Genomic DNA, 12,832 nt, shown 5'->3' on the forward strand with positions numbered 1-12,832 from the left:
CTTTCCGATGCCGTCGGATCGCGCGAAACCGGCGCAACGAGCAGAGGTTACAGCGGCACCGGTGCAAGAGTCGGAACCCGGTTTCGCGCGAAACCGACAGAACACCCGCGCCGCGTTCACGCTCCGCCGACGGGGACGCCGTCCGCGGACGGGGCGGGGCTCTCCGGAGCCTCCGGCAGGCTCGCGTGGGACTGGTCGGCGAACTGGGTGTGGTGCAGCTCGGCGTAGAGCCCTCCGTGCTCCAGCAGCTCGCTGTGACTGCCCTGCTCGGCGATGCGTCCTTCGGAGATCACCAGGATCCGGTCCGCCTCGCGGATGGTCGACAACCGGTGAGCGATCACCAGTGAGGTGCGCCCGGTCAGCGCGGTCTTGAGCGCGCGCTGCACGGCCGCCTCGGATTCCGAGTCCAGGTGGGCCGTGGCCTCGTCGAGCACCACGATGGGCGGTGCCTTCAGCAGCAGCCGGGCGATCGCCAGCCGCTGCTTCTCGCCACCCGAGAGGCGATACCCGCGGTCGCCGACGATCGTGTCCAGTCCGTTGGGCAACTCCGCGAGCAGTCCTTCGAGCTGAGCCGTGCGCAGTGCCTCGAACAGCTCGGCGTCGTCGGCGTCGGGGCGTGCGTAGACGAGATTGGCCCGGATGGTGTCGTGGAACATGTGCGGTTCCTGGGTGACCACGCCGACCGTCGAGTACAGCGACGCCAGCCGGACGTCCCGCACGTCGTGGTCACCGACGCGGACGCTGCCCGAATCCACGTCGTACAACCGTCCCGCCAGGCTGGTGATCGTGGTCTTTCCCGCTCCGGAGGGTCCGACGAGCGCGATCATCTGGCCGGGCTCGGCCGTGAACGAGACGTCGTGCAGCACCTCGTGGGCGGGAGTGCTGTCCTCGCGTGCCACCGACTCCAGGGAGGCCAGCGAGATCTCCTCGGACGACGGGTAGCGAAACGACACGGAGTCGAACTCCAACCGGGAGGAGTCCCGGGGCAGGGACACCGCGTCCGGCTTCTCCTCGATCATCGGGGGCAGGTCCAGCACTTCGAAGACGCGGTCGAAGCTGACCAGTGCGGTCATGATGTCGACGTGGACGTTGGACAGCGCGGTCAGCGGTCCGTACAGCCGGGTGAGCAGCGAGGCCAGCGCCACCAGCGTGCCGAGCTGGAAGGAGCCGAGGACCACCAGCGAGCCGCCGAGCCCGTAGACGACGGCGGTGGCCAGCGCGGCCAGCAGTGTCAGGGCCACGAAGAACACCCGGCTGTACATCGCCGAGAGCACGCCGAGGTCGCGCACCCGCGCGGCCTTCCCCGAGAAGGTGCGCGATTCGTCGTCGGTCCGACCGTAGAGCTTGGTCAGCGTGGCGCCGGCGACGCCGAAGCGCTCGGTCATCAGCGAGCTCATCTCCGCGTCGACCACCATCTGCTCGCGGGTGACGCGCTGGAGGCGCCGCCCGACCCAGCGCACCGGGAACAGGAACAGCGGTAGCAGGGCCAGGGCGATCAGGGTGATCTTCCAGGACAGCACGAACATCGTGCCCAGCACCAGCACCAGGCTGAGCACGTTGGACACCACCGAGGACAGCGTGCTGGTCAACGCCCGCTGGGCACCGATCACGTCGTTGTTGAGCCTGCTGACCAGTGCCCCCGTCTGTGCGCGGACGAAGAACGCCACGGGCATCCGTTGCACGTGGTCGAAGACCTCCGAGCGCAGGTCGTAGATGAAGCCCTCACCCAGGCGGGCCGAGTACCACCGCTGCAGCAGCGACAGCACCGCTTCCAGCAGGGCCACCCCCGCCGTCGCCACGGACAGCCAGACGACCACCCCGATGTCGCCCGGAACGATGCCGTTGTCGATGATCGCCTTGAACAGCAGCGGGGTGACGACTCCGAGTACCGCTGCCACCGCGACCAGTAGTAAGAACGGCACGATCACACCGATGTACGGGCGTGCGTAGCGCGCGATGCGGTGTGCGAGGCCGGGGGGTAGTTTCTGGCGGGTGACCGACTGGTCGCTGGCCAGTGACCGCATGGTCTCCCAGCCGACTCCGGCGCCGTTCATGGGTTCTCCTCGAAACGGGAATGGTGTGGCGTGCTCACAGAGCTTGATACTTCGAGTAAGGTCGAAGTCAATGCCGTGTGCCGGGGCTCTCGGCCTCGGGGGCGCTCTCCGGTGGCGCGGTGAGTTTGCCCAGCAGCTGGCGCAGCTGATCCCGTTCGTGGAGGTGCAGCCGTTCCAGCATGGCGGAGTCGACGGAATCGGCGACGGGGGCCGCCTGCTCCAGTGTCGCCCGTCCCTCGTCGGTGAGCTGCAACAGTCGTCGCCGCCGGTCACCGGCGTCGACGGTACGCAGCAGCAGCCCCCGTTGTTCCAGGCGCAGCAGCAGTGAGGCCAGGGTCGCCTTGTCGATGGCCGCGAGCTGTCCGAGGGCGGCTTGTTCGAGTCCCGGATGCTCGTAAACGGCGCGCAGGACGGCGTACTGCGGCTTGGTCATCCGTGGCAGCTGAGCCTGCCAGTTCGCGGTGTGTTCTTGCAGCGCGCGTCTGAGCAGGTGAAAGACGGCGTTGTCCAGCTCCACTGGGATTTCACTCCGACGTGTTCTCGAGGGTCCGGACAGGCATTTTAGTGCACGATCTTCGGTTCTCGTGCCCATATGCAGGAGAACGTTCACATGGTCCCGGTCCTCGCCGAGTCCTACCACCCTGCGAGGGGCGCCGGGCTGTGTTTTTCTTCCGTCGGGGATTCCTCGACGAAAGCAGGAGGGGCAGGATGGCCGAGCAGCGGCGCAACATCACGGTGGCGGTGACCGGAGCCGGGGGCACGCTCATGGCGTGGCACGTGCTTTCCACTCTGAACAGGGACTCGCGGGTGGAGCATGTCGACCTGATCGTCTCGGACGCCGGGCGGAAGTTGATGGCGCACGAGTTCGGCGGCTCCGAGGACGACGACCCCGTGGAGAAACTGCTCGGTGACGGCAGGGAGAAGGTCACCTCGTGGGCCCCGGACGACCTCGCCGGTGCGCCGACGTCCGGCAGTTATCCGAGCTGGGGCATGGTGGTGGTTCCCTGCGCGCTGGGGGTGATGAGCCGCGTGGCCCAGGGGCAGGCGAACTCGCTGATCGAACGCGCCGCCGACGTGTGCCTGAAGGAACGCAGGCAGCTGGTGCTGTGCGTGCGCGAGACCCCGTTCAACATGATCCATCTGCGCAACATGACGCAGGTGACCGAGGCGGGCGGGATCGTGTACCCGATGATCCCCACCTTCTACAACGCGCCGCAGAGCGTGGAGCAGATGTACGAGGAGTTCACCACGCGGTTGCTGGGGTTCATCGGGCTGGACCAGACGGACTACTACGCGTGGAGCGGGGGGCAGGCGCAGGCACAGCGTGAGCGTTCGCTGACGTAAAGCCGGCTGTCTCGACGGCTTCTTCCCCGGTTTCGGCTGTGACCCGGTTCTCCAGGAGAAGGAGGGTGCTGCCGTGGACCGCGTGCTAGTATGTGTACGAACGTTCGTACACGAACAAGTGAAGCGGCGAGAGCGATGCGACTGATCATCGGTATGACCGGCGCCACCGGTGCGCCCCTGGGGGTGGGGTTGCTCGAGGCGCTGCGCGGTAACCCCGAGGTGGAAACCCATCTGATTATGAGCCGCTGGGCGCGAACCACCATCGAGCTGGAGACTCCTTACGGTGCTCACGAGGTCGCCAAGTTGGCCGACGTGGTGCACGGCTCTGGTGATCAGGCCGCGTCGATCTCGTCGGGGTCCTTCCGCACGGACGGCATGGTGATCGCGCCGTGCAGCATGAAGACGCTTGCCGGGATCCGTGCCGGTTACGCCGACGGGCTCATCGGACGTGCCGCCGACGTCGTGCTGAAGGAGCGACGCGAGCTGGTGCTCGTTCCGCGCGAGACACCGCTGAGCGAGATCCACCTGGACAACATGCTGGCCCTGACGCGCATGGGCGCCGCGGTGGTGCCGCCGATGCCCGCCTTCTACAACCAGCCCGAGTCGGTCGGCGACGTCGTCGATCACGTCGTCGCCAGGGTGCTGGATCAGTTCGGCCTACCCGCTCCGGACGCACGTCGCTGGAACGGTCTGAGCGAAGCACGCCGCCGCGCGCGATGACCCCATCGAGACAAGGAGCAACGATGGCCTACGACGATCTGCGATCCTACCTGGAAGAACTCGGTGAGCAGCAGCAGTTGTTGCACGTCGACGAGCAGGTCGACCCCGAACCCGATCTCGCCGCGGCGGCGAACGCGGCGGCCCGGCTCGGCGAGAACGCCCCCGCGCTGTACTTCGACAACGTCACCGGCTTCACCAACGCCCGGATCGCGCTGAACGCGCACGGGTCCTGGGCAAACCACGCCGTGGCCATGGGCCTGCCCACCGCGACCTCGACCAAGGAACAGGTCGAGGAGTTCATCCGGCGCTGGGAGAACTTCCCGGTCACTCCCGAACGCAGGCAGGACCCGCCGTGGAGCGAGAACGTTCTCGAGGGCGAGGACGTGAACCTGTTCGACGTGCTGCCGTTGTTCCGGCTCAACGACGGTGACGGTGGTTTCTACCTCGACAAGGCCGCCGTGGTCTCCCGCGACCCCGACGAGCCGGACAACTTCGACAAGCAGAACGTCGGGACCTACCGGCTGGAGGTCAAGGGCACCGACAAGCTCGGCATGCAACCGGTGCCGATGCACGACATCGCCCTGCACCTGGGTAAGGCCGAGCAGAGCGACGAGGACCTGCCGGTGGCGATCGCCCTGGGCAATGACCCGATGATCTCCATCGTGGCGGGCACACCGCTGGGCTACGACCAGTCCGAGTACGAGATGGCCGGGGCACTGCGCGGAACCCCCGCTCCCATCGCGACCGCGCCGCTGACCGGTTTCGACGTGCCCTGGGGCAGCGAGGTCGTGCTGGAAGGCGTGATCGAGGGCCGCAAGCGGGAGATCGAGGGGCCCTTCGGGGAGTTCACCGGGCACTACTCCGGTGGCCGCAACATGACCGTGGTGCGCATCGACAGGATCTCCCACCGCACCGACCCGATCTTCGAGTCGCTGTACCTCGGGATGCCCTGGACCGAGATCGACTACCTCATCGGCCCGGCCACCTGCGTGCCGCTCCACCAGCAACTGCGCGCGGAGTTCCCCGAGGTGCAGGCGGTCAACGCCATGTACACCCACGGGCTGCTGGCGATCGTGTCCACCAAGAAGCGCTACGGCGGATTCGCCAGGGCGGTGGGGTTGCGGACGATGACCACCCCGCACGGGCTGGGCTACTGCAAGATGGTCATCGTCGTCGACGAGGACGTCGACCCGTTCAACCTGCCCCAGGTCATGTGGGCACTGTCGAGCAAGGTCAACGCCGCGAACGACCTGGTCAACCTGCCCAACATGTCCGTGCTGGAGCTCGATCCGGGCTCGCAGCCGCCGGGAATCAGCAACAAGCTGGTCATCGACGCCACTACCCCGGTCTCACCGGACAACCGCGGCCACTACAGCCAGCCCGTCACCGACCTGCCCGAGACCGGCGCCTGGGTCGAGAAACTGCAGAACCTCATGCACGGCAGGAGCTGACTCTTGGGGAAGGAAGGATTCACACCGATGTGCCCTCGTTGCGCGCACGAAAGCATCAGCAAACTCGCGGGATCGCCCGTGGCCGGGGCGTGGGAGGTGCTGCAGTGCCAGCGTTGCCTGTACACGTGGCGCACCACCGAACCGGACCGCCGCACCAAGCGCGACTCCTATCCCGAAGCGTTCAAGATGACCCAGGCCGACATCGACAACGCTCCCGAGGTGCCAGCAATCCCGGCGTTGCGCGGGCGCGGCTGAAACACTCGATTCAGCTGAGAGGAGTGGGAGCGTTGAGTTCGAACGACACGCTGATGTGGGAGGCCCGGGCCGCCGAGGGCAGAATCGACGAGCTGGTCGAGTGGCTCGACAACGAGGCCGTGCCGTACCTGCGGGAGCAGGCCGACTGCCGAGGGGTGCACGTGTACCGCTCCGAGCAGGACGAGGAGCAGCGGGCGGTCGTACTCGCCCACTTCGACGGCGAGCCCGCGAGACTGCCGGATCCACCGGAGGGCCTGCTGCACCGTGATCCTCACCAGTGGCCCTTCCAACGCGTCCGCACGGTGGGCATGTAGTACCGGCGACACCCGGGGCACGCAGGGGGGAGTCCGGTTTCGCGCGAAACCGGGTAACCACCTACTGGGGAAGCATGGTTACCGCCTCGATCGCTTCGTGCGGAAGTGGTGTCGCGGGTGCCGGATCAGCTGTCGAAGTGGCCGGTGCGGAGGTCGTCGCGGAAGGCGTTCCAGCGGATGGCGGGTCGGGCGACGAGAACGAGTGATTCCAACCGTGGTGAGCGCGCCGTTCTGGCAGTATCACCGCCGGAACGACGCGCTCACCGTTGGGGCAGTGTCGCTCAGCCGTTGTCGAAGCCCGCGCGGCGCAGGGCGTCGGCGAGCGCGCCGTCCTTGGTGGCGCCCTGGCCCTGACGCTGCTTGCCCTGCCCGGACCTGTTCTGGTCCTGCTTGCCGCCGGAGCGCGGTTTGCCGCCGTCGCGCTTGCCGTTGTCCCGGCGTCCGTCACCGGACTCCGCGTTCTCCTTGCCGCCGGACTCGACCTCGTCGTCCAGCCGCAGGGTCAGTGAGATGCGCTTGCGGGCCACGTCCACGTCCATGACCTTGACCCGCACGACCTCGCCGGGTTTGGCCACGTCGCGCGGATCGCTGACGAACGACTTCGACATCGCCGAGACGTGCACGAGCCCGTCCTGGTGGACACCGACGTCGACGAAGGCTCCGAACGCGGCCACGTTGGTGACCACTCCCTCCAGCACCATGCCGGACTTGAGGTCGGCCAGCGTCTCCACACCTTCGGCGAAGGTCGCGGTCTCGAATCCCGGACGCGGATCCCGGCCCGGCTTCTCCAGCTCGGAGACGATGTCGGTGACGGTGGGCAGCCCGAAGGTGTCGTCGACGAAGTCGGCGGGCTTGAGCGCGCGCAGTGCCTTGGTGTTGCCGATCAGCGCACCGATGTCGTGATCGGTGACCGTCGAGATGCGCTCCACCACGGGGTATGACTCGGGGTGCACGCTGGAGGCGTCCAGCGGGTTGTCCCCGTTGGGAATGCGCAGGAAGCCCGCACACTGCTCGAAGGTCTTCGGACCGAGCCGCGTGACCTCGGTCAGCGTCTGGCGGGTGCGGAACGGGCCGTGAGCGTCACGATGCCCCACGATGTTCTCCGCCAGCCCCGCGCTGATTCCCGACACCCGGGTCAGCAGCGGCACCGAGGCGGTGTTGAGGTCCACGCCGACCGCGTTCACGCAGTCCTCGACCACCGCGTCGAGGGAGCGCGACAGCTTGGTCTCGGCCACGTCGTGCTGGTACTGACCCACACCGATCGACTTGGGATCGATCTTGACCAGCTCGGCCAGGGGGTCCTGCAACCTGCGCGCGATCGAGACGGCCCCGCGCAGCGACACGTCCAGCTCCGGCAACTCCCGCGCGGCGTAGGACGAGGCGGAGTACACCGAGGCGCCCGCCTCCGAAACAGAGACCTTCGTCAGTCCCCGGCCGGCCTTGACGAGCTCGCCCGCGAGCTTGTCGGTCTCGCGGGAGGCGGTGCCGTTACCGATGGCGATCAGCTCGACGCCGTGCTGCTGAACCAGCCGTCCCAACGTGGCCAGCGCCTCGTCCCACCGTTGCTGGGGTTTGTGCGGATAAATGGTCTCGGTGGCCACCACCTTGCCGGTCGCGTCGATCACCGCCACCTTGACGCCGGTGCGGTATCCCGGGTCGAGCCCCATCGTCGTCCTGGTGCCCGCGGGCGCGGCCAGCAGCAGGTCCCGCAGGTTACCGGCGAAGACCCGGACGGCCTCGTCCTCGGCCGTCTGGCGCAGGCGACCCCGCAGGTCGAGGTCGAGGTGGACGAAGATCCGGGTGCGCCAGGCCCACCGCACGGTCTCCCGGAGCCAGGAGTCGGCGGGACGCCCCAGGTCGGAGAGCTCGAAGTGGGCGGCGATGAGGCGCTCGTACTCGCTGGGGCCCTCCGGCTGCTCGTCGGCGGCCTCCGGTTCCAGCGAAAGGTCGAGGACCTCCTCCTTCTCGCCCCGGAACAGCGCCAGGATCCGGTGGGAGGGCAGTTTGGTGAAGGGCTCGGCGAAGTCGAAGTAGTCGGAGAACTTCGCCCCGTCCTCCTGCTTGTCCTCGCGCACGCGCGAGGACAACCGGCCCCGCGTCCACATCCGCTCCCGCAGCTGCCCGAGGAGGTCGCCGTCCTCGGCGAAGCGCTCGACCAGGATCGAACGGGCCCCCGCCAGCGCCGCCGGAGCGTCGGCGACACCGTTCTCGACGTCGACGTAGTCGGCGGCGACGGTCGGCGGATCCTGGCTCGGGTCGGTGAGCAGCAGCTCGGCCAGCGGTTCGAGCCCGGCCTCCCTGGCGATCCGGGCCTTGGTGCGCCGCTTGGGCTTGTAGGGGAGGTAGATGTCCTCCAGCCGCGCCTTCGAGTCCGCGGCCATGATCCGCGCTTCGAGCACCTCGTCGAGTTTGCCCTGGTTGCGGATCTCGTCGAGGATCGCCGTGCGCCGCTGCTCCAGCTCACGCAGGTAGCGCAGTCGCTCGTCCAGCGTGCGCAGCTGCGTGTCGTCGAGCCCCCCGGTGGCCTCCTTGCGGTAACGGGCGACGAACGGCACGGTGGCCCCTTCGTCGAGCAGCTCGACGGTCGCCCGTACCTGACCCGCACCCACGCCGAGTTCCTCGGCGATCCTGTGATGAACCGACATCGTCACGAGGTCTCCCATCGACGGAAGCTCCGGCGTTCGGGCCGGAGCGGAAGTCGGCCCCGAGTGGCGCTGGTCCCACGTGTGGCCAGTGCTTACTCAAAACCAACAGACGTATAAAATGATCACTGTGAGGACGGCGTACAAGTTCCGGGCTTATCCGGATTCCGAGCAGGCGGCCCAGTTGGGCCGCACGTTCGGGTGTGTGCGCCTGGTGTGGAACAAGACTCTTGACGCGCGGCACCGCCGGTACCATACCGAAGGAAGGAGCACGTCCTACACGGAGACCGACGCGGCCCTGTCCGAGTGGAAACGCACCGGCGAGCTGGCGTTTCTGTCCGAGGTGCCGTCGGTGCCGTTGCAGCAGACTTTGCGGCACCAGCACCCCGCGTTTCAGCATTTTTCGCCGCTCGGGCCCGCTATCCCCGGTACAAGAGCAGGAGCGGTCGTCAGACGGCGCGCTACACCCGGTCGGCATTTCGGATCCGCGACGGGAAGCTGTTCCTGGCGAAGCAGGTGAGCCCGGTGCTTCGTGTGGTCCGGGCCCGACGTTGACGTGACCGCACTGAACCCCACGATGGTGGTTGCTCGCGGGCCGGACGGGCGCTGGTTCGTCACCTTCAGTGTCGATACCGACGAGCCCGAACTCGAGCCGGAGGCCGGGCGTGCTGCAGGCACCGATCTGGGCGTGAGGGATTTCGCCGTCACCTCGGACGGCGAACGCATCGCCAATCCGCGGCATCTGGACCGCAAGGCCCGCGACCTGACCCGGTACCAGCGCCGCATGGCGCGCGAGCAGCGCGGCTCGAACAATCGGCACAAGGCGAAGGAGAAGGTGGCCCGGGCCCATCGCAACGTCCGGAAGGACTTCCTGCACCGCACGTCGACGAACTTGGTTCGGTACCCTTCGCCGGAAACGTGCTCCGTGTGCGGGCACCTACTGGACCATCTGAAGCTTGCCACTCGGGCATGGACGTGTCCGGGCTGCCGCACCCGACCGGGGTCACAACGCGGCCAAGAACATCCTTGCGGCAGCCCGGCGGGGCCCCTGAAGGGCGGAGAGGAAGTCAAGAGTTTGCTTCGACCTCCTCCGATGACCTTGTCCGCGACGTTGTCGCCGATGCCGGTCATCGGAGCGTCGAGCAGGGCCGTGTCCGTCAGGTGACGCGTTCGCGGGTCACCTCGCGAGCCGCGGCCGCGATGCTCTCGGCATCGATACCGGCTTGGTTCAGCAGTTCGGCGGGCTTGCCCGAACCGGGCATCGTCGACACCGCCAGCTTGCGAACCGGTACCTGCACCCCGGACTCGGCCAGCGCGGTCAGCACGGCCTCGCCCAGGCCGCCTTCCGGCCAGTGGTCCTCGGCCGTGACCAGCGCACCGGTCTCGTACGCGGCCGCACGCAACGCGGCGGCGTCCACCGGCTTGATCGAGTAGAGGTCGAGCACCCGGGCCCGCAGGCCCTCGGAAGCCAGTTGCTCGGCCGCGCGGAGGGCTTCGTGCACCGTGACCCCCGCGCCGATCAGAGTGACGTGATCACCGTCGCGGACGGTCTTGCTGCCACCGATCTCGAACTCCTCGTCCGGAGAGTAGAGGGTGGGGTAGGCGCCGCGACTGGTGCGGAGGTAGCAGATCCCGGGCCGATCGGCCATCGGCTCCAGCAACCTGGCGGTCTGGTTGGGATCGCAGGGGTAGAGCACGGTGCTGCCGTGGACCGCACGCAGTGCGGCGAGATCCTCCAAGGCCATCTGCGACGGCCCGTCCTCACCGATGGCGACTCCGGCGTGCGAGCCCATCAGGCACAGATCGGCTCGGCTGATCGCGGCCATCCGAACGAAGTCGTAGGCGCGGGAGAGAAATGCCGCGAACGTCGAGGAGAACGGTTTCCAGCCGCGCGTCTGCATTCCCACGGCGGCGGCGACCATCTGCTGCTCGGCGATGTACATCTCGAAGTAGCGGTCCGGGTGCCCTTCCCGGAATTGTTCGGAGTGCGTGGAGTTGGACACCTCGCCGTCCATGGCCACCACGTCGGCCCGCTGGGACCCCAGGGCTCGCAGTGCCTGACCGTAGGCCTTGCGAGTGGCGACCTCGGAACCACCCTTCTCGTAGTGGGGCAGTGTGCCGCCTTCGGCCCGGAACTGGTGCGGCAACTCACCGTCTCCGGGTTTGGAGACGTCGACCCGCAGGTCACGAGTCCCGCCGAGCTCCTCGATCGCCTCCGCGGTGTCCTTGACCGGCTTACCGTGTGCGCCGAGTTGGTCCTCGACCTCGGAGACTCCCCTGCCCTTCTTGGTGCGGGCGATGATCGCCGTCGGGCGACCGGTGGTCGAACTCGCCTCGGTGAGCGCGGACTCCACCTGCTCGGGGTCGTGGCCGTCGATCGCGATCGCGTTCCAGCCCAGGGCACGGGCGCGATCGGCGTAGGAGTCCAGGTCCCAGCCGTGCATGGTCTCGCCGGTCTGTCCCAGGCGGTTGACGTCGATGATCGCGGTGAGGTTGTCGAGCTCGCGGTGAGCGGCGTGCTCGAAGGCCTCCCAGATCGATCCCTCCGCCATCTCGCTGTCACCGCAGACGACCCACACCCGGTAGGGCAGCTGGTCGAGATACTTGCCGGTCAGCGCCAGTCCGACACCGATCGGCAGTCCCTGTCCCAGTGATCCGGTGGCCACGTCGACCCAGGGCAGCGCCGGGGTGGGGTGTCCCTCCATGCGGCTGCCGAACCCGCGAAAGCTCAGCAGCTCGGCATCGTCGACGGCTCCCGCGGCCTTGAAGCAGGAGTACAGCAAGGGGGAGGCGTGCCCCTTGGAAAAGATCAAATGGTCGTTGTGGTGGTGGTCGGGCCGATCGAAGTCCAGCCGTAGGTGACCGTCCACCAGCGCGGCCATCAGGTCGGCCGCAGACATCGACGACGTGGGGTGTCCGGAGCCCGCCGCATCGCTGGCCCTGATCGAGTCCACTCGAAGTTGTTGTGCCAGTTCGTGCCTGAATGCTGTCTTTTCCACGGTCGCGGGCTTCCCTTCTGAGGTGGCGGCTAAACCACCTCCGCGCACACCGTGCGTGAACCCATTTTCACTCGTTCGGGGGTGCGCTTCGCCCTGCGAACGCAAAAAAGTCGCAATACGATGTCCACAGTCGACTCCGAGATCCTTTCGTGCCGGAGTAGGGGAGGTGACCATGGCCGCACTCCCGGAACGTGCCCGCCCCGACAGGCGGCAGGACAGCACCTTCGAGGTTGTTCTTCCGGGACAGCTGCCAGCAGCCGATGCCGTGCTCGCCAGGGCGAGTACGGAGAATTTCCCGGTGGCTTCGCGCATCCTGCCGCGACGGATCCGCCGACATCTGCTGGCGGTCTACGGCTACGTCAGACTCGTCGATTACGCTGGTGACGAGGCCTACGGTCCGCGTGAAGGTCTGCTCGACCTGCTGGAAGCCGATCTCAAACGCGTCTACGACGGCACCGCGCGGATTCCGCTGGTGCGGGCGCTGGAACCGACGGTACACGAGTGCGGTATCCCGCGGGAGCTGCTCGGCCGGCTGATCGAGGCCAATCGCAGGGACCAGCACGTGCGGCGGTACCAGACCTTCGCCGAACTGCTGGACTACTGCGTCTACTCGGCCAATCCCATCGGGGAACTGGTGCTGCACATCTTCGACCGCGCCCGCCCGGAACTGGTCACGTTCTCGAACCGGGTCTGCACCGCGCTGCAGATCCTGGAGCACTGCCAGGACGTCGTCGAGGACTTCCAGCAGGACCGGGTGTACCTGCCCGCCGAGGACCGGGTGCGGTTCTGCTGTCCGGAGCAGGACCTGGCACGCCCCGCGGCCTCTCCCGAACTCCAGGCGCTGATCTGGTTCGAGGTCGACCGGGCGCGGCGGATGCTGGACGAGGGAACCGCGATGGTCGGTCGGCTCTCGGGGCTGGGACGGCTGGCCGTGGCCGGCTACGTAGCGGGTGGCCGCGCCACCGTGCGAGCCTTCGCCGACGCCGGACACGACCCGGTCGCGACCGAGGTGCGGCCGTCGAAGAAGCGAATCCTGTCGGAATGGGGCCGCGT

General features: G+C 67.7%; 11 protein-coding genes and 1 pseudogene. 8 read left to right on the plus strand and 4 right to left on the minus strand.

Features of this window, described 5'->3' with window-relative positions:
• Positions 1 to 116: 116 nt before the first annotated feature.
• Positions 117 to 2,054: an ABC transporter ATP-binding protein gene (locus FHX42_RS09070; protein ID WP_182543798.1), complete on the minus strand. Its 1,938-nt coding sequence runs from the start codon at positions 2,052 to 2,054 to the stop codon at positions 117 to 119.
• A gap of 67 nt (positions 2,055 to 2,121) precedes the next feature.
• Positions 2,122 to 2,571 (minus strand): MarR family winged helix-turn-helix transcriptional regulator, encoded by a 450-nt coding sequence (locus tag FHX42_RS09075; RefSeq protein WP_182543799.1) that lies wholly within the window; start codon positions 2,569 to 2,571, stop codon positions 2,122 to 2,124.
• A gap of 191 nt (positions 2,572 to 2,762) precedes the next feature.
• Here FHX42_RS09075 and FHX42_RS09080 point away from each other — a divergent pair, with 191 nt between their 5' ends.
• The 5 genes from FHX42_RS09080 (at position 2,763) to FHX42_RS09100 (ending at position 6,138) form a co-directional block, all read left to right on the plus strand.
• Positions 2,763 to 3,398, plus strand: a complete 636-nt coding sequence (locus FHX42_RS09080) for a UbiX family flavin prenyltransferase (RefSeq protein ID WP_182543800.1) — start codon at positions 2,763 to 2,765, stop codon at positions 3,396 to 3,398.
• A gap of 135 nt (positions 3,399 to 3,533) precedes the next feature.
• The gene (locus FHX42_RS09085) at positions 3,534 to 4,118 is read left to right on the plus strand and encodes a non-oxidative hydroxyarylic acid decarboxylases subunit B (protein WP_182543801.1); all 585 of its coding nucleotides are present in this window, start codon (positions 3,534 to 3,536) and stop codon (positions 4,116 to 4,118) included.
• 23 nt (positions 4,119 to 4,141) lie between these two features.
• Positions 4,142 to 5,569 (plus strand): non-oxidative hydroxyarylic acid decarboxylases subunit C, encoded by a 1,428-nt coding sequence (locus FHX42_RS09090; RefSeq protein ID WP_182543802.1) that lies wholly within the window; start codon positions 4,142 to 4,144, stop codon positions 5,567 to 5,569.
• 27 nt (positions 5,570 to 5,596) lie between these two features.
• The gene (locus FHX42_RS09095; RefSeq protein WP_182544220.1) at positions 5,597 to 5,824 is read left to right on the plus strand and encodes a non-oxidative hydroxyarylic acid decarboxylases subunit D; all 228 of its coding nucleotides are present in this window, start codon (positions 5,597 to 5,599) and stop codon (positions 5,822 to 5,824) included.
• A gap of 32 nt (positions 5,825 to 5,856) precedes the next feature.
• Positions 5,857 to 6,138: a hypothetical protein gene (locus tag FHX42_RS09100; RefSeq protein WP_235987149.1), complete on the plus strand. Its 282-nt coding sequence runs from the start codon at positions 5,857 to 5,859 to the stop codon at positions 6,136 to 6,138.
• A 281-nt stretch (positions 6,139 to 6,419) separates the two neighbouring features.
• On the opposite strand, the gene FHX42_RS09105 is transcribed toward FHX42_RS09100, so the two are convergent.
• The gene (locus tag FHX42_RS09105) at positions 6,420 to 8,783 is read right to left on the minus strand and encodes a Tex family protein (RefSeq protein ID WP_182544222.1); all 2,364 of its coding nucleotides are present in this window, start codon (positions 8,781 to 8,783) and stop codon (positions 6,420 to 6,422) included.
• Between the two features lie 118 nt (positions 8,784 to 8,901).
• Between FHX42_RS09105 and FHX42_RS26530 the strand changes: the two genes are divergently transcribed.
• Both FHX42_RS26530 and FHX42_RS26535 read left to right on the plus strand, forming a co-directional pair.
• Positions 8,902 to 9,300, plus strand: a complete 399-nt coding sequence (locus tag FHX42_RS26530; RefSeq protein ID WP_235987150.1) for a helix-turn-helix domain-containing protein — start codon at positions 8,902 to 8,904, stop codon at positions 9,298 to 9,300.
• 36 nt (positions 9,301 to 9,336) lie between these two features.
• A complete protein-coding gene (locus FHX42_RS26535) occupies positions 9,337 to 9,945 on the plus strand; it encodes an RNA-guided endonuclease InsQ/TnpB family protein (RefSeq protein ID WP_328796002.1) in 609 nt (202 codons plus the stop codon).
• Here the strand turns inward: FHX42_RS26535 and FHX42_RS09115 are convergent.
• Positions 9,938 to 11,779 (minus strand): transketolase, encoded by a 1,842-nt coding sequence (locus FHX42_RS09115; protein WP_328796003.1) that lies wholly within the window; start codon positions 11,777 to 11,779, stop codon positions 9,938 to 9,940. The two genes, FHX42_RS26535 and FHX42_RS09115, sit on opposite strands and share 8 nt — an antisense overlap.
• Before the next feature lie 172 nt (positions 11,780 to 11,951).
• Here FHX42_RS09115 and hpnC point away from each other — a divergent pair.
• A pseudogene (gene hpnC / locus FHX42_RS25905) lies at positions 11,952 to 12,803 on the plus strand (squalene synthase HpnC); the annotation flags it as partial.
• Positions 12,804 to 12,832 lie beyond the last annotated feature (29 nt).

This window comes from Halosaccharopolyspora lacisalsi (assembly GCF_014137975.1).
GTDB classification, from domain to species: Bacteria; Actinomycetota; Actinomycetes; order Mycobacteriales; family Pseudonocardiaceae; genus Halosaccharopolyspora; species Halosaccharopolyspora lacisalsi.